Source organism: Virgibacillus sp. 6R (genome assembly GCF_001895305.1).
GTDB classification, from domain to species: domain Bacteria; phylum Bacillota; class Bacilli; order Bacillales; family Amphibacillaceae; genus Virgibacillus; species Virgibacillus pantothenticus.
This window is the reverse complement of the sequence record NZ_CP017762.1, coordinates 1,294,011-1,309,458: the sequence shown is the minus strand read 5'-3', so window position 1 is coordinate 1,309,458 and position 15,448 is coordinate 1,294,011. Positions and strand designations below refer to the sequence as shown.

The following is a 15,448-nucleotide window of genomic DNA, read 5'->3' as shown; positions in this document are numbered from 1 at the left end:
ATCAACGAAAAGGAGCTTGGTATCTAATGTCAAAATATATGTTAGAGACACGAGATATAGGAAAAATGTTCAAAGATGAGAAAGTCTTAACGAATATTAATATGCATGTAAAATACAGTGAAATCTATGGATTGCTTGGATTGAACGGCGCTGGCAAATCTACATTAATGAAAATAATATGTGGTATATTTAGACCATCAGTTGGAGAAGTAATGTTTGCTGGACATAAATGGAATAGAAATGACTTACATGAAATTGGTTCTTTAATTGAAGGTCCAGCTATTTATGGGAATCTAACTGCTTATGATAACTTAAAGCTATTTTGTTTACAAGAAGGTATCCCATTAAATGAAATTAATCCTGTTTTAGCTAAAATGAAATTGGAAAACACCGGTAAAAAGAAAGTGAAGAACTTTTCTATAGGTATGAAACAACGTTTAGGAATTGCAATGGCCCTGATTAAAAAGCCGAAATTATTAGTGTTTGATGAACCTAGCAATGGTCTTGATCCAATGGGAATTCAAGAGTTACGTACATTATTAACCGAATTAAAAGACAACGGTATTACCATTATGATCTCTAGTCATATTCTATCTGAAATTCAACTGGTATCAGATACGATTGGTATTATTCATAATGGAACTTTAGAATATGAAAAAGAGAATAACCATGAAGAAAACTTAGAAAAAACATTCTTTGATATTACCGTAAGCCAAAGGGGATGCATCATGACATGATTGGGTACTTAAAAGCTGAACGGATAAAAATGAAAGCAACTATATCAAAACGATTATTATTCATTATCCCATTATTTTTCTTAGTATTTTCTATGTTTACTGCGCAGTTTATCACAAAAATAGGAAAATTTAATGGATATTTAGCACAAATGTTTAATCAATGGCCTTTGATTTTTTTGCCAATTGGATTAGCTATAGCATGTAGCTTGAATATCAGTTTGGAAAAAAAGAGTGGAAATTATAAGGCGATCATTGCGAATAACTTATCGTTATCTAAGACATGGTACTCTAAAATAATTAATATGGCATTTTATCAATCGCTATCTTCTATACTGATTATTGTCGTTGCTGTAGGGGGCTCGATACTAACTTATGGTGAGGTTCCTAATGTTTTAACGATCATTTATACCACTACTTTAATCACGTTAGCCGCTCTGCCACTAATACCATTTAATTTTATTCTTTCACAGTATTTCGGTACGATTATAACGATGATAACTAATTTATTAGGAGCTTTTATTAGCGTTATTTGGTTAGCACCTTATTCAAGATTTTGGTGGACTCCTTGGGCAAATATGCTTCGCATCCCAGCCGCATTGATGGGGATTCATCCGAATGGTACAGCCATTGCGCCTGGAAGCCATTTACAGGATACTACTGTATTAGGGGTGAGTATCGTCATTAGCGTACTGTACTTTGTTTTACTGTTCATTCTATCCACTTTTGCATTTAAGAAAAAGGTGATGAAATGAACTTATTAAAAACCACAACATTGAAATTAATTCGTACAAATTGGGTAATAATAATGGTAGCTTTTCCCATTTTATATGGGCTTGTGCTATATTGGTATTTAGGTAGGTATAATGACCTGGAACAAGCGTATTTTATGTACGCATTATTTTATAACTGTTTGTTGCCTTGTGGAATTGCTTTATTGGTTAGTTTGTATGTTCAATATGAAGAACAAATTGGGCACTTTAATCATTTGTTACAGTTACCTCGTCGTGATAAATGGTTGATAACTATGGTATTTGTCACTTGGCTTTCTGTAGGTATAAGCACACTCATTAGTTGTGTGCCGTTGTGGTTATTAGTAAGCAGTACGTATAATCAATATATTGGCTACTACTTACTTTTCACTACTTTGTTTTGTTTACCGATGATCATCATTATGTGGTTTGTTGCTTTAAAAATAAATGCAAGCTTATGTTTAGGTATGGGGGTCTTATTAAGTTTATTTCTAATCCTATTTGGGGCAAATAGTTTGGGTGACACAATATGGATGTACGTTCCTTTACTCTACGGAACGAGATATTTATATGTGGTAGGTAGATCACATGAAGATTTATTTTTTATTTTAGGTTTGTTCGTATTATTTTGCAGTTTTCTTTTCGCTGCTCTTATCTATTGGTTTAACCGTTGGGAGGGAAGAAAAATTAATGAATAGGAAACTTTTAATTGCTGAAGACGAAGCTGATATGCGGCGTTTAATTCGTTTGCATCTACAAAAGAAAGGCTATCAAATCATGGAAGCGACTGATGGAGAAGATGCAATTAACCAAATAAATACTAGCGTTGACCTTGTCCTGCTGGATATTATGATGCCAAAATGGAGCGGACTAGAAGTGTGTGAGCGTATTCGCCAGAAAGTGGATTGTCCAATTGTATTTATCAGTGCAGCATCAGATGAGATGACGCGTATAAAAGCTTTGTCGCTTGGCGGTGATGATTTTATCGCCAAGCCTTTTTCTCTAGAAGAATTAACTTTAAAAATTGAAGCTATTTTTAATATGCAAGCTCGTTTTCTTGACTCTTATGAAAAGGAAAAAAGAAAACATATTATGGTCGATGAATTAGAAGTTGATTTACTATCGAGACAAATATCCTATAAAAATAAACCTATCCCATTCACAAAAAAAGAATATGAATTGTTGGTTTTGTTGTTATCTTCTCCTAAACAGGTATTTACTAAGGAACAAATATATGACCATATTAGCGGAATCGATGGTATTGGAAGCTTACAATCTGTTGTAGAGCATGTTAAAAATATTAGACATAAATTAGGGGAAGTGAATTATAAATATGACTATTTACAAACTGTATGGGGGATCGGCTATCAGTGGAAAAATCACTAAGTAAAGATATAAGAAATCTTTACACGAAGAGTATTCTGTGGACAGTTGTCACTACTATATTAACTGTTATAGCTTTTGTGATTATAATTACATTCTTACAGCGGGAAATGTTACCAGCTAACCATGCAGAAATTGCAGCAATGGAAGCAAGTACTGAGATGAAAGAAAATACTTCAAAGTATTTAAACGAAAAACAGTTTTTAAGTAAACAGAATACTTTGCAGAAAAAAGGTGTGTATTTAAGTGAATTTTCAATGGATGGAGAAATGATTTCTGGTTTTGAAAGATTTGATTCCCTGTTTAATGATAAATCAATTCCAGAACTTGTTAATACCACTATAAATAGCAATGGATATTATCATAAAATTTTCCCGATAACTAGTCACGGAGAAATAAAGGGAATATGGGTATACTCCTATCAATTGAACCCAACGTTTTCAAATGAATATTATCGTTATATGATGATAGGAATGATTTTTTTAATATTTCTATCGCCTATTATATATTTTATTATCTTTTCAAGACTTTATATCAATAAGTTATATAACAAAATTAGGACTCCACTAGAAGAATTGATGGCGGCATCGCATAAAATTAGTCAAAAAGACCTTGACTTTGATTTAAAATACGATTCGAAAAATGAAATAGGTCAGTTAACCCGGTCTTTTAGACAAATGCAAGGAGAATTAAAAAAATCATTATATGAGAACTGGAAAAAAGATTCAGAATGGGCGGTCATGATGTCAAGTTTATCACATGACTTAAAGACACCTATTACACTAATTGGGATGTGCTCAGAAACACTAGCAAGTGATCAGACGTTAAGTGAAGAACAAAAAATGAGTGTAGAGATAATTGCTCGGAACATAATTAAAGCAAATCGCTTATTAGATAATATGAATATTGCAGGTAGGATTAGAAATCCGACTGCTATGAAGGACGAGACAACGTTAGTCAATTTAATAAGTGAAATAGAGTATGATTTTAAATCAATAATAGAAGAGAAGTCAATTACCTATTCCTACGAATCAACAGCAGATTCAAACATTACTGTCCCTTATTTAAAAATGAGCAGAATCTTGCAGAATATTTTTTCAAATGCAGTCCAATATACGCCTAAGGGCGGGGAAATCATGTTTACAATAGAACAAACAAATAATCATCTGTTATTAGCAATAGAGAATTCGGGAGCAGGAATTAAAAAAGAAAACTGGGAAAATATATTTAGAAAACACTATAGAGAAGATCCGTCTAGACCAAACCATGGAAATTCAGGTTTGGGTTTATATATAACTAAACAACTAATAGAATCGCTGGGTGGAACAATATCGGTAACAAACCCATTAAAATTAAATGGCATTAGATTTGAACTCGTATTACCATTGTAAGGTAAAACCGTCGATCCCTAACCACGTGTGGATGATTTAAGGACAGTTATGTTAAATAGAATTATATAAAAATTCTTATTAAAAACGGGGTTACTATACTTTTCCCCGATGTAAGGTACCGTAAGCTACTGCTTAGGTGGACTTTATATATACAAAGAGCGTAAGTGGGAAATAAAGGCGCTTAAATTCCGGATTCGTTGGGGCTGTAAGAGCCAATTGCTGAGGTTGTTGCATTTATGACAAGGTACGTTACGTAAGCGACGCTCTGCACACAGGAAAAGCTGGTTTAGCAGTTGTTTTACTTTTGATCAGTAGGCGATGAGGAAAACTCTACTTCGCGAAGTTTCCGCTTATTGTCATTTGCAATCATTTATTTGATATTAATAACATAGCGCTTGTCGTTTTATTGGAGGCTGATAATGTATGGGAATTAACAAAAGGCAAAGCACCATTTTATTACTTTTAAATAAATCCAAAGGACCTATAACAGCTAATTGGATCTCAAAAGAACTGAATGTTAGTGATCGTACGGTTCGTAATGAAATAAATAATTTACGTAAGGAATGTAAATCGCTCGGGATAGAAATTGAGTCCATACGAGGAAAAGGTTACGACTTAAAAATAATTGACCCTACTCTATTTAAAGAGGCGCTAAACATATATATAAAAGATGACACATTAACTAATTATAATCGTTTTACCCTCCAAAGCAATAGAGTGAAGTACTTGTTACAGCGTCTTTTGCTCGCAAAAGATTTTATAAAAATGGAAAAGCTTGAAGAAGAACTGTTTGTCTCAAGATCTACGTTAAAAAATGATTTGAAGCTAGTTAAGCAGGAGTTAGAAAAATTCCAGTTGGTTTGTATTAGTAAACCTTACTATGGAAAAAAGGTTCATGGTGAGGAATATATGAAAAGGTTATGCTTATCAAATTCTATATTAGATAACTATGACGTTTTTAGAGAAAAGACAGTTTGGTTTAGATTCATAGATATGGATCTATTCAATAAAATAAAGGATATAATTATTGAGATAGTGAATGATTACAGTTTTGAAATATCAGACCTAACATTGGAGAATTTGGCTACTCATATAGCTATAGCTTGCAAGCGTATCGAAGACAACTTTATTATTGAACAACTAAATATTCCATTAGCAGATGGATATACAGTTGAAAAAAGTATCGCAAATAAAATTATCCAAAGAGTAGAGTGTTTTACAGGTTTAAATTTCCCTAGAACAGAAGAAGAGTATATTTTAGTTCACCTGTTAGGTACAAAATTACTCTCTAATAAAAGGAATGCTAATGATTCTATCGTCATGAATGAGATTGTAAGAGACATTGTGATAGAGCTAAAGGAAATATATGATTGGGACTTTTATTCTGACTTGGAATTTATTCAGGGACTATCTTCGCACCTTGGACCAGTAATGAATCGGTTAAAATATGGTATGAATATTCATAATCCTTTATTAAACGACATAAAGCTGACATACCCTCTTGCCTTTGAAGGTGCAATTGTTGCAAGTAGATGTATTAAAAAGTACATCGATAAAGAAATTAATGAACATGAAATATCTTATATTGCTATGTATATTCAAGCAGCCCTTGAAAGAATAAAGGGAATACAAAAATATAAGATATTAGTCGTTTGTGCAACAGGAGTGGGAAGTGCAAAGCTTTTATATTATCAATTAAAGGATTTGTTTGGGCAGAAAATAGAGATAGTAGATACTATTAGTTTCTATAAACTGCCTTCTTTTTCTTTAGCTGGTATTGATTTCATAATAAGTACTGTTCCAATAAATAGAAAATTAAAGACTCCAGTTATTGTTGTCAATCCTTTTCTAAAAGATGAGGACATTAACACTATTGCTAGCCAGGTCAACACGTGTGATAATATACTTTCTTTTATAGATCTAGAAAGAATTTTTGTTCATGAAGAATTAAAAAACCAGGAAGCTGTTATTCAATTTTTATGTAATAAATTATATGAACAAGGTCTTGTTAAGAAAAACTACGCTACTTTAGTATTAAAGAGAGAGTCTGTGGCATCCACTTATTTTGGAAACTTGGTAGCAATACCACACCCGATAACTCCTCAAACTAGCAAAACATTTTGGACCATATGTACATTAAAAGCTCCAATATTGTGGAACAATCAAAATATGGTGCAACTTGTTTGTTTGCTAAATGTAGAAAAAGATGGTGCAGAGGATTTAAGCGGTATGTATGAAAGTTTAATTCATCTCATTAAAAGTAATTCAATTGTAAGAGAAATAATAAATAGTAAATCGCCGCAACAAATAGCTGAAATACTAAGCGAACAGATAAAAAGGTAAGCCAATATAGAGTGTTGGCTTACCTTTTTAATCTTATAGGAAATAATAAAATTAGGTGCTTGTATGTCCGGCTCCATCGCCCAGCAACTATGCGACTTTAGAAATGCGCCCTACGATAAATCATCATCAGTTCGTCCCTAAGAGGAAGGCCGACTAAAAACGGGCTAGCCGCTCAGGCGTCGGCATACCCCTGTTTTTAGTGGCATGATTCCTTTATCTTTAGTTGATTCGTTCCATTCACTACGTTGCTAAACGGGCGCCCCGAGCCTTTGCTCTTTTTAAAACGGTCCAATATGAAATGACATTTATTTCCGTTGATTAAAGGAAAAAGTGAAACTGGAATTGTTAACGTTTTCACTTATGATAAATATATAAGGTTATTAAAAGAAAGGGTTGGTGATTTTAAAATGAGTAAGCAAGCCAATATTTTATTAGTGTGTTCTGCAGGAATGAGTACTAGTTTATTAATGACAAACATGGAAAAGGCAGCAAAGGAAAAGGGAATAGATGTCAAAATTCAGGCAATGTCCTCAAGCGCTGCTAACAAATATATAGCTAAAGAAGATGTAGATGTCTTATTACTAGGACCCCAAGTACGCTTTTTAAAGAAAAAGTATGAGAAGAAGCTAGCGGGTACGCATACGAAACTTGCTGTTATAGATATGCAAGACTATGGGCAAGTGAACGGTGAGAAAGTCTTAGAATTAGCTCTACAATTAACAAGTGAAATTGATAAATAGGGATAAAGAAAGGAAGATATTCCTTGGAAGAACCAAAAAATTTACAAGCTATTATGGGACTGATTACGCATAGTGGAAATGCAAAAAGTTGTGCAATGGAAGGGATACAAGAGGCAAAACAAGGAAATTTTAAAGCGGCAGATAAAAAAATGGAAGAAGCTCATAATGAATTGGAAAATGCACATAACTCCCAAACAAGTCTGTTATCAAAAGAAGCCTCTGGAGAGAATATAGAAATAACGTTATTAATGGTTCACGCTCAAGATCATTTGATGAATGCAATCACTTTCTGCGATTTAGCAGAAGAATTTATTGATTTATATAAAGATAAATAAAGATATTTGGAGGAGCTATCATGAAACAATTAGGAGTGTCAATTTATCCATCTAGTAGCAACTTTGAAAAGGATAAAGAGTATTTAAATCTCGCTAGTCAATTTGGATTCACTAGAATCTTCACCAGCTTATTGGAGATTACTGGTAATGCCGATGAAGTAGTTAATAAGTTTAGAAAAATTATAAAGCACGGTAATTCGCTTGGCATGGAAACAATTTTAGATATTAATCCGAAGCTATTTAATCAATTGGGGGTTAGCTATAATGACCTCAGTTTTTTTAAAGATTTGGGAGCAGCAGGCATACGTCTAGATCTCGGATTTACTGGTTTAGAAGAAACAAGAATGACAAAAAATCCACACGATTTAATTATTGAAGTAAACATGAGTAGTGGAACAAAATATATAGAGAATATCATGAGCTATCAACCGAACAAGGAAAAGTTATATGCTTCTCATAACTTTTACCCGCAAAAATACTCTGGTATTTCACAGCAACATTTTGAAACGACCACAGAGATGTTTAATCAGTATGATTTAAAAACAGCAGCATTTGTAACTTCACAACATGGAGAACTTGGACCATGGCCAGTTCAAAAGGGCTTATGTACGCTTGAACGACATAGAAATCTATCTATTCAAACCCAGGTAACACATTTTCGATTAATGGGCACGATTGATGATTTGTTAATAGGAAATGCTTACGCCACTAAAGATGAATTGCAGATGATGTCAGATGCTTATTTATCTACACATCCTTTCTTTGAAGTAGTATTAACAGATAATGTAACCGAACTAGAGAAAAAAATTATTCTTGATGAAGAACATCAATATAGGGGAGATCGATCTGCATATATGATTCGCTCATCGACTACGCGATTGAAGTATAGAGAAGCGGACATTCAACCTAATCATACGGTACCAATTAAAAAGGGCGATGTTGTTATTTGTAATAATAATTTTGGTCAGTACAAAGGAGAAACGCAAATTGCTTTACAGGATATGGATAACGACGGAGATAGAAATGTAGTTGGCCATCTTAGACAGGAGACTGTCTTTCTATTGGACTTTATCAAACCATGGTCAAGCTTTCAATTTATAAATAGTATCGACCAATAACTTTATATGAGGTGAGTTAAATTGTTCGAAAAAATTGAAATGATAGCCGGTCGCATAGGTAACCAACGGCATTTAAGAGCTTTACGAGACGGTATTTTGCTAAGTATGCCACTTATTATAATCGGTTCTATTTTTCTCATCTTAGGAAATTTACCAATAGAAGGTTATCCTGATTGGTTAGATAGTATAGGTGTTGCGCATATATTTAATAAAATCGTTAACGGGTCTTTTGGACTTATGGCTCTAGTCGCTGCCTTTGGAATTGCACATAGTCTAGCTGAAGATTATGAGGTTGATGGAGTTTCTGCTGGCATCACCTCTTTAGCTGCTTTCATCATTGTGACACCTGATCTAATAACCGACGCAGGGTCAGGAATACCATATATTTATGTAGGTAGTAGTGGTCTATTTGTAGCGATTGTGGTTGCACTTATATCTGCTGAAATTTTTAGATTTTTTATTCAGAAAGAATTTACAATAAAGATGCCAGAAGGTGTACCAATCGCTGTAGAGAAATCATTTGCAGCTTTATTGCCTGGCCTTATGGTAGTTTTGGCTTGGGGCTTCATTTATTATTTACTTGTCACAACAGGTATAGACAACATCCATACATTATTGACCAATACTTTAGGTAAACCGTTAGGCGCAATAGGTGGAAGTTTATGGGGAACATTATTAATTATTGCTTTCAACTCGATATTCTGGTTTGTAGGAATTCATGGTGCAAATACAATAAATCCAGTAATTCAACCAGTTTGGCTGCAAAATACGGATGCTAATCGCATTGCGTTCCAAGCCGGACAAGAACTACCTAATATCATAACGAATGAATTTATGCTCAATTTCGTTTGGATAGGTGGTGGAGGAACGACAATAGGACTTGTCCTCTGTTTGTTTCTATTTGCAAAAGGAAAAAACAATAAAGCAATGGGGCGTCTTACTGTAGCTCCTGGATTTTTCAACATCAATGAGCCAGTTTTATTTGGTTTACCAATCGTATTAAATTTTAAGTTACTTATTCCATTTATTTTAGCACCTGTAGCAACAGCGATTATAACATATATTGGTATGTCAACAGGTTTAGTGGCAAAAACAGCTGGAATTGTTGTGCCATGGACGATGCCGCCAATTATTAGCGGTTACTTGGCAACTGGAGGGAAAATAAGTGGTGCGGTTATTCAGGTTATTACGCTAGTTATTTCGGTACTAATTTATTACCCATTTGTTAGATCTACAGATAAAGCTCAATTAAAAGCCGAGCGAGAAGAGGAGATAGCAGCATCTAAAAGTGATTAAAATCAATAAATCATAGAAAACTAACAATTGATTTATTTCAATTGTTAGTTTTTTTGCAGAATAAGAAAGCTGTTCTGTCTAAACAACCACTCGTAATATAGGATACAAGGAGATACCGTTTCCCTTACTAAATATCGTTGCTATGTTTTAATAAACACTATAATATGGAAATACATTGACCCTGAGGTGAGCGGATGAAGATAGAACGGTTATTAGGAATATTGTTTTATTTACTGAACAGAGAAAATGTTAGTGCAGCTAAGTTGGCTGCACAATTTAATGTCTCACGTAGGACAATCATTCGTGACATAGACACGTTAACGTTAGCTGGCATTCCAATTTATTCTGAAGTAGGTATTAAAGGTGGTTATTCTATTCACCAAGATTATAAGTTGAATGATAAAATAGTTGACCAAGCTAACTACGACTACATTCTACTAGCATTGCAAAGTTTAAAAAGTGTTTACGGCGAGCAAAAAGTGAATGAAACATATGAAAAAGTAAAACATCTTTATGGTGATGATAAAAGTAATAGACATGTTTTTAAAATTGATTTTTCGATAGTAAATGAAAATACAGAGGTCAATTCCGTCACTTCTAAGCTAAGGAAAGCGATTTTTGGATAATAAAATAGTATCATTTCAATATATCAATCTTAACAGTAAGACTCGAATCGTACACAGTAATATGATACATGTACTCTATCTTTTGGTTATGATTTAATGAAAGATGATTATCGGATGTTTAAAATAGCAAGAATGAAGAATCTAGAAATTAGTGAAAAATATTTTGTAAATAATTATGATGTCGCAAAGTTGCTCAAAGATTATGAACAAAAACGTGAGGAAGATAGTGTATATGTAACTATTGAATATTTGAAAGAAGTTGAAACGTTAGTAAATGAATATTTCGAAGGTGATGTAATCGATGTACTGGGAACATCGAAAATTAAGAGAGTAGTTATAAAAGAGAATGATTTTATGATGTTTTCAATTATCCTAGGGTTTGGGGAAAAAATAAAAGTCCTTTCGCCTTTATCCTATCAACAAAGGATGAAGGAGCATGTAAAAATATAATAAGTAGTTATCAGAACAGTGACATATAGGTGTCACTGTTCTTGTCATATAATGGTATTAAGTTAGGGCGAGTTGAATCACACATTTGGAAAGCGGGAAGCTACAGAGCTTGTATAACTTATTTAATCAGAGGAAGCAAATGAAAAAAATTATCTATCTTTATATTTTGGAATCTATGGCTGAATGGGAAGTCAGTTATATGATGCAAGCTATTAGCATGGAAAACATGTTAAAGAGAAACAGAGAGTTTATCCTTAAAACGGTAAGCACGAGTTTGAACCCAGTACAAACCATGGGAGGATTTACGGTCACCCCTGACTGTGTAATAGATGAAATGGATGAAAACAACATGGTTGCATTGCTATTGCCAGGTGCAGATACTTGGAACAATGAGAAAAATAATCGTATCTTACAAACGGCGATATCCTAATTAGAAAATGGAATTCTTATAGGCGCTATCTGCGGTGCGACACTAGCTTTAGCTGATTTGAAAGTTTTAGATTCATTCAAGCACACGAGCAATTCTTTAGAATATTTGACATTATTTTCAAAAATATATAATGGGAAAGGTTTATATGTTAATACATTGGCTTTTACAGATAGCAACTTGATAACCGCAAGTTCAGCAGGAGGTTTGGATTGGGCGAGAGAGATTATTCAATATTTGAATGTTTTTTCCTCATGAGGTCATTGAATCTTGGTACACTTACTATTCAACAGGTGATCCTAAATATTATACAGAGCTTATTTCAAAGAGCGTTTAACGGTTTCATTAAAACAGATAAAATCGAAGGGAAACTTATGTGAATGTTGCAGAATTATGAAGGTATGTGGCAACACAGAGGCATGCATACAAAAGTCCCCGCCATCTATTAGCAAAAAAATTGGGGATGGTTAACAATATGAAGTGTATTTAGACATTGTCCTTCAGTACCAAATCATTTCTGATAATCGATCTTCTTTTCACTTTTGTTTGTTCTTATTAAAGTGTATAATAATCAAGGTTTACGATGGTTTGATAAAGGCGATGAAGAATGATATAAGTGTAAAAGAAGTAGGGATGTTTTTTATATTTTAGAAAAAGATTTTGATTCGTTGTCCCATGATGAAAGGATTTGAGTTTATATATGATAAATAATTTTTGGCGTGATTTACCAAAGCCGTTTTTTGTGCTGGCGCCAATGGAAGATGTGACGGATGTTGTTTTTCGCCATGTAGTTAGTGAAGCAGGAAGACCAGATGTGTTTTTTACAGAGTTTACAAACTCAGAGAGCTATTGTCACCCAGAGGGGAACTTTAGTGTACGTGGACGTTTGACTTTTACCGAAGATGAACAACCAATTGTAGCTCATATATGGGGAGATAAACCAGAATACTTTCGACAAATGAGTATTGGTATGGCGAAACAAGGGTTTAAGGGGCTGGATATCAATATGGGCTGTCCTGTCCATAATGTTGCAGCAAATGGAAAGGGATGTGGGCTTATCCGACGCCCAGAAGTTGCAGCAGATCTAATACAAGCTGCAAAAGCTGGTGGATTGCCTGTAAGTGTGAAGACAAGGCTTGGTTACACTCATGTAGATGAATGGCGTGACTGGTTGACTCACCTATTGGAACAAGATATCGTGAATCTTTCCATTCATTTGCGTACAAAAAAGGAAATGAGTAAAGTAGATGCCCATTGGGAACTAATCCCAGAAATTAAGACTCTTCGTGACCAGGTAGCACCAGATACGCTTTTGACGATTAATGGGGATATTCCGGACCGGCAAACTGGTATGAAACTTGCTCATCAATACGGAGTGGATGGGATTATGATTGGGCGTGGTATTTTTAAAAATCCATTTGCCTTTGAAAAGGAGCCGAAAGCTCATAGTAGTAAGGAATTACTTGATCTCTTACGGTTGCATTTAGACCTTCATGATAAGTATTCAAAATTAGAGCCACGTCCATTCAGACCCCTTCGTCGTTTTTTTAAGATATATGTCCGTGATTTTCGAGGAGCGAGTGAACTAAGAAATCAATTGATGAGCACAGAATCAACAGACGAAGTACGTGTATTGCTCGATAACTTTGAGTATAGTAATTGATTCGTGTTGATGGAGCGACGAGCACGAGAAGTAATCCAATACCAAGCGGGTCGTTAAACTAATGTGTGCCTCGACCCTAAACAAGAATTACTATGAATAAAGTATTAGAAAGGTATACTACAATTGGCTGTGTTGCAGGAAATCAAAAGCCTAACCTCCTTCTAAAATGGGAATTAGGCTTTTGTACTTTTTTAAATAATTAATAAATGCGCAAATGTGTAGATTTAATGGTAACCGCTCGTTCCTTTAACCAGTAATAAATGAAATACTACTTCTTCTAAGCTGAAAAGACAGAAGGTTAATACTTTTCTTTTTTCATTTCTTGACCCCTACAAATACAACGGAAGATCATTTGGAAATGTATACACTTACAATTAATTTTATCCCGTATATAAGGTGCTGTAAGACTCCCACAGTAGTTGGATAATTTGTACAGCAATGAGTATAAGTGGGAGATAGCAGCACCTAAATACCCGATTCGTTCCTCTAACAATCAGTACGATGAATGAAAACCCCTACTGATTGAAGATTCACTTTATTATAATTTGTTTAAGGAAGGGCTTGTGTTAACATCATTTTCCTCACTAAATAGTTGATTATATATACTGCGAAAAAATGCATATTACAAAGGGGTAAATATTTATTGATAATCAATAAGCTAGATATAATATGGTTAATGATGAAAAGTGAGGTGCTGTTATGAAACGGGGAGCGGTAACGGCTCTAAAGGCAGCTATCTTTGCAATAGGGATTGTCGTATTAGGCTTATGTATATTTGCGTTGCCGTCATTGGCAAAGAGCTCAGCAGAAATGTTTCCAGAGTTTGCTTATTTAAGATATCCAGTATTATTAGGTCTATATTTGACCGCGGTTCCATTTTTTTATGCGTTGTATCAGGCGATGAAGCTGTTACATTTTATTGATAACCGTAAGGCCTTTTCTGATTTAGCAGTATATACATTAGTTCGCATCAAGTACTGTGCAAGTATGATTAGTATATTGTATGTTATTGGAATGATTTTTCTTTTAACGCAAAATGCTTTACATCCTAGTATAGCTATTATGGGGCTGGTCATTCTCTTTTCTTCCATAGTTATTATGTTGTTTAGTGCTGTTCTTCAGTCACTTTTTAAAAATGCACTAATCATGAGATTAGAAAATGAGCGTGACGGAGCTGTCTGAAATAGTGGGTATTACTATGGCTAATCTTTCTATTTTAAAAAATGGTAAGGCAAAAGCAATTTGAACTGGCCCCTATCAAATAGACAGGGGAAATAATAAAAATGATTTAACCGGCTTTAGTTCTATTCTATAGGGATGAGACCGTTTAAATTGTTCTTGATACCATACGTTGAGCATAACTCTACAATTGAATAATCTTCTTTTTTAGACATTAAAACTTCATATTTTAATTGACTAGAATAAAACGTATTGGAAACAGAAAAGCTTCTGCCTCACGTACAACAGATTTTATTTTTTAATCTGTCTACCTGGGAGGGAGCATATCAGCAATTGACTACCTTTTCCAAGTTTTAATCTATTCTGTCGCTTTGAATTGAAATAATCCGTGTATCTCTTTTTCTAAATCTTCTTTCGATATATTGGCATCATCCGCTACATAGAATGTGAAGAGAGGCTTTTTCCCCTCGTAGTTGATTTCAAATTCAACACCTTTATAATCATTTTCTTGTATATAGTTAAAGACATGAGACTCCATTTTCTCTTTAGTTTGTTGCAACTCTAATTCTTCCGCATTACTTCGCTTAATGCTAATGAAATATCTATCTGGGAGATCATACTCCTCCAGCTTGTTTTCCATTGTAGCTATAAATTCATGTTGATCAATCTGATCATCAATATCAAAGAAAACTTCTGAGTTCTCGCACTCTACACTCGAAGCGAAAATATCATAATTATCCCAAGCATAGTCTATCACTTTACTTAAACGTTCATCTTCACTAAGCTCAGGTTCTGCTTCTTTCACTAGATTAGTGCTAAATAGCAATACAATGAATGAAACAATAACCAAAAATAGAATGCCTTTCTTCATCATATCCCTCATTTTCTTGCATTGTTGATTTTACTGGTATTTGGATTATTTGGAGCCGTCATTAACTCAATCTAACTATACTATTCTAGCAATATTAATTGCAATCTTTTTCTGATTTCAACGGATTACACTTCTAATCA

At 34.0% G+C, this 15,448-nt stretch carries 16 protein-coding genes and 1 pseudogene; 16 read left to right on the top strand and 1 reads right to left on the bottom strand.

Annotated elements, in window-relative coordinates:
* Positions 1–26 precede the first annotated feature (26 nt).
* The 16 genes and pseudogenes from BKP57_RS05950 to BKP57_RS23270 all read left to right on the top strand — a co-directional run bounded on the left by BKP57_RS05950 (position 27) and on the right by BKP57_RS23270 (position 14,504).
* Positions 27–737 carry a lantibiotic protection ABC transporter ATP-binding subunit gene (locus BKP57_RS05950; RefSeq protein ID WP_072741154.1) on the top strand — a complete coding sequence of 237 codons (711 nt, stop codon included), beginning with the start codon at positions 27–29 and terminating at the stop codon, positions 735–737.
* Positions 734–1,489, top strand: coding sequence for a lantibiotic immunity ABC transporter MutE/EpiE family permease subunit (locus BKP57_RS05945; protein WP_050351679.1), 756 nt, complete (start codon positions 734–736; stop codon positions 1,487–1,489). The genes BKP57_RS05950 and BKP57_RS05945 overlap by 4 nt, the downstream gene beginning before the upstream one ends.
* Positions 1,486–2,184, top strand: a complete 699-nt coding sequence (locus tag BKP57_RS05940; protein ID WP_050351678.1) for a BsaG family lantibiotic immunity ABC transporter permease subunit — start codon at positions 1,486–1,488, stop codon at positions 2,182–2,184. The genes BKP57_RS05945 and BKP57_RS05940 overlap by 4 nt, the downstream gene beginning before the upstream one ends.
* Positions 2,177–2,872 carry a response regulator transcription factor gene (locus BKP57_RS05935; protein WP_050351677.1) on the top strand — a complete coding sequence of 232 codons (696 nt, stop codon included), beginning with the start codon at positions 2,177–2,179 and terminating at the stop codon, positions 2,870–2,872. The genes BKP57_RS05940 and BKP57_RS05935 overlap by 8 nt, the downstream gene beginning before the upstream one ends.
* Complete coding sequence (locus tag BKP57_RS05930; RefSeq protein ID WP_050351676.1) at positions 2,857–4,260, top strand: HAMP domain-containing sensor histidine kinase; 1,404 nt, start codon at positions 2,857–2,859, stop codon at positions 4,258–4,260. Before BKP57_RS05935 ends, BKP57_RS05930 begins: the two co-directional genes overlap by 16 nt.
* A gap of 423 nt (positions 4,261–4,683) precedes the next feature.
* Positions 4,684–6,603 carry a BglG family transcription antiterminator gene (locus tag BKP57_RS05925; protein ID WP_050351675.1) on the top strand — a complete coding sequence of 640 codons (1,920 nt, stop codon included), beginning with the start codon at positions 4,684–4,686 and terminating at the stop codon, positions 6,601–6,603.
* 407 nt (positions 6,604–7,010) lie between these two features.
* A complete protein-coding gene (locus BKP57_RS05920; protein WP_050351674.1) occupies positions 7,011–7,343 on the top strand; it encodes a PTS sugar transporter subunit IIB in 333 nt (110 codons plus the stop codon).
* Positions 7,344–7,396: 53 nt separating this feature from the next.
* Positions 7,397–7,678: a PTS sugar transporter subunit IIA gene (locus tag BKP57_RS05915; protein WP_077296879.1), complete on the top strand. Its 282-nt coding sequence runs from the start codon at positions 7,397–7,399 to the stop codon at positions 7,676–7,678.
* A gap of 20 nt (positions 7,679–7,698) precedes the next feature.
* Positions 7,699–8,796, top strand: coding sequence for a DUF871 domain-containing protein (locus BKP57_RS05910; RefSeq protein ID WP_050351672.1), 1,098 nt, complete (start codon positions 7,699–7,701; stop codon positions 8,794–8,796).
* A 21-nt stretch (positions 8,797–8,817) separates the two neighbouring features.
* Positions 8,818–10,092, top strand: coding sequence for a PTS cellobiose transporter subunit IIC (gene celB, locus BKP57_RS05905; RefSeq protein ID WP_050351671.1), 1,275 nt, complete (start codon positions 8,818–8,820; stop codon positions 10,090–10,092).
* Between the two features lie 194 nt (positions 10,093–10,286).
* Positions 10,287–10,718 carry a helix-turn-helix transcriptional regulator gene (locus BKP57_RS22455; RefSeq protein ID WP_198035023.1) on the top strand — a complete coding sequence of 144 codons (432 nt, stop codon included), beginning with the start codon at positions 10,287–10,289 and terminating at the stop codon, positions 10,716–10,718.
* A 96-nt stretch (positions 10,719–10,814) separates the two neighbouring features.
* Positions 10,815–11,168, top strand: a complete 354-nt coding sequence (locus BKP57_RS22450) for a WYL domain-containing protein (RefSeq protein ID WP_198035022.1) — start codon at positions 10,815–10,817, stop codon at positions 11,166–11,168.
* Positions 11,169–11,307: 139 nt separating this feature from the next.
* Positions 11,308–11,853, top strand: a pseudogene (locus BKP57_RS22700) (DJ-1/PfpI family protein).
* Positions 11,854–12,295: 442 nt separating this feature from the next.
* On the top strand, positions 12,296–13,258 hold the full coding sequence (locus tag BKP57_RS05890; protein ID WP_050351670.1) for a tRNA dihydrouridine synthase: 963 nt from the start codon (positions 12,296–12,298) through the stop codon (positions 13,256–13,258).
* Between the two features lie 699 nt (positions 13,259–13,957).
* Positions 13,958–14,440 carry a DUF2975 domain-containing protein gene (locus BKP57_RS05885; RefSeq protein WP_072741153.1) on the top strand — a complete coding sequence of 161 codons (483 nt, stop codon included), beginning with the start codon at positions 13,958–13,960 and terminating at the stop codon, positions 14,438–14,440.
* The gene (locus BKP57_RS23270; protein ID WP_303046264.1) at positions 14,418–14,504 is read left to right on the top strand and encodes a helix-turn-helix domain-containing protein; all 87 of its coding nucleotides are present in this window, start codon (positions 14,418–14,420) and stop codon (positions 14,502–14,504) included. The genes BKP57_RS05885 and BKP57_RS23270 overlap by 23 nt, the downstream gene beginning before the upstream one ends.
* 291 nt (positions 14,505–14,795) lie before the next feature.
* On the opposite strand, the gene BKP57_RS05880 is transcribed toward BKP57_RS23270, so the two are convergent.
* Positions 14,796–15,308: a YolC/YozM family protein gene (locus BKP57_RS05880; protein ID WP_050351668.1), complete on the bottom strand. Its 513-nt coding sequence runs from the start codon at positions 15,306–15,308 to the stop codon at positions 14,796–14,798.
* Between the last annotated feature and the right edge of the window lie 140 nt (positions 15,309–15,448).

What these genes read in the sequence shown, in the direction of transcription:
- BKP57_RS05950 (WP_072741154.1), top strand. Translation starts at nt 27, where the DNA reads ATGTCAAAATATATGTTAGAGACACGAGATATAGGAAAAATGTTCAAA.
- BKP57_RS05945 (WP_050351679.1), top strand. Translation starts at nt 734, where the DNA reads ATGATTGGGTACTTAAAAGCTGAACGGATAAAAATGAAAGCAACTATA.
- BKP57_RS05940 (WP_050351678.1), top strand. Translation starts at nt 1,486, where the DNA reads ATGAACTTATTAAAAACCACAACATTGAAATTAATTCGTACAAATTGG.
- BKP57_RS05935 (WP_050351677.1), top strand. Translation starts at nt 2,177, where the DNA reads ATGAATAGGAAACTTTTAATTGCTGAAGACGAAGCTGATATGCGGCGT.
- BKP57_RS05925 (WP_050351675.1), top strand. Translation starts at nt 4,684, where the DNA reads ATGGGAATTAACAAAAGGCAAAGCACCATTTTATTACTTTTAAATAAA.
- BKP57_RS05920 (WP_050351674.1), top strand. Translation starts at nt 7,011, where the DNA reads ATGAGTAAGCAAGCCAATATTTTATTAGTGTGTTCTGCAGGAATGAGT.
- BKP57_RS05915 (WP_077296879.1), top strand. Translation starts at nt 7,397, where the DNA reads ATGGGACTGATTACGCATAGTGGAAATGCAAAAAGTTGTGCAATGGAA.
- BKP57_RS05910 (WP_050351672.1), top strand. Translation starts at nt 7,699, where the DNA reads ATGAAACAATTAGGAGTGTCAATTTATCCATCTAGTAGCAACTTTGAA.
- BKP57_RS22455 (WP_198035023.1), top strand. Translation starts at nt 10,287, where the DNA reads ATGAAGATAGAACGGTTATTAGGAATATTGTTTTATTTACTGAACAGA.
- BKP57_RS22450 (WP_198035022.1), top strand. Translation starts at nt 10,815, where the DNA reads ATGAAAGATGATTATCGGATGTTTAAAATAGCAAGAATGAAGAATCTA.
- BKP57_RS05890 (WP_050351670.1), top strand. Translation starts at nt 12,296, where the DNA reads ATGATAAATAATTTTTGGCGTGATTTACCAAAGCCGTTTTTTGTGCTG.
- BKP57_RS05885 (WP_072741153.1), top strand. Translation starts at nt 13,958, where the DNA reads ATGAAACGGGGAGCGGTAACGGCTCTAAAGGCAGCTATCTTTGCAATA.
- BKP57_RS23270 (WP_303046264.1), top strand. Translation starts at nt 14,418, where the DNA reads ATGAGCGTGACGGAGCTGTCTGAAATAGTGGGTATTACTATGGCTAAT.
- BKP57_RS05880 (WP_050351668.1), bottom strand. Translation starts at nt 15,308, where the DNA reads ATGAAGAAAGGCATTCTATTTTTGGTTATTGTTTCATTCATTGTATTG.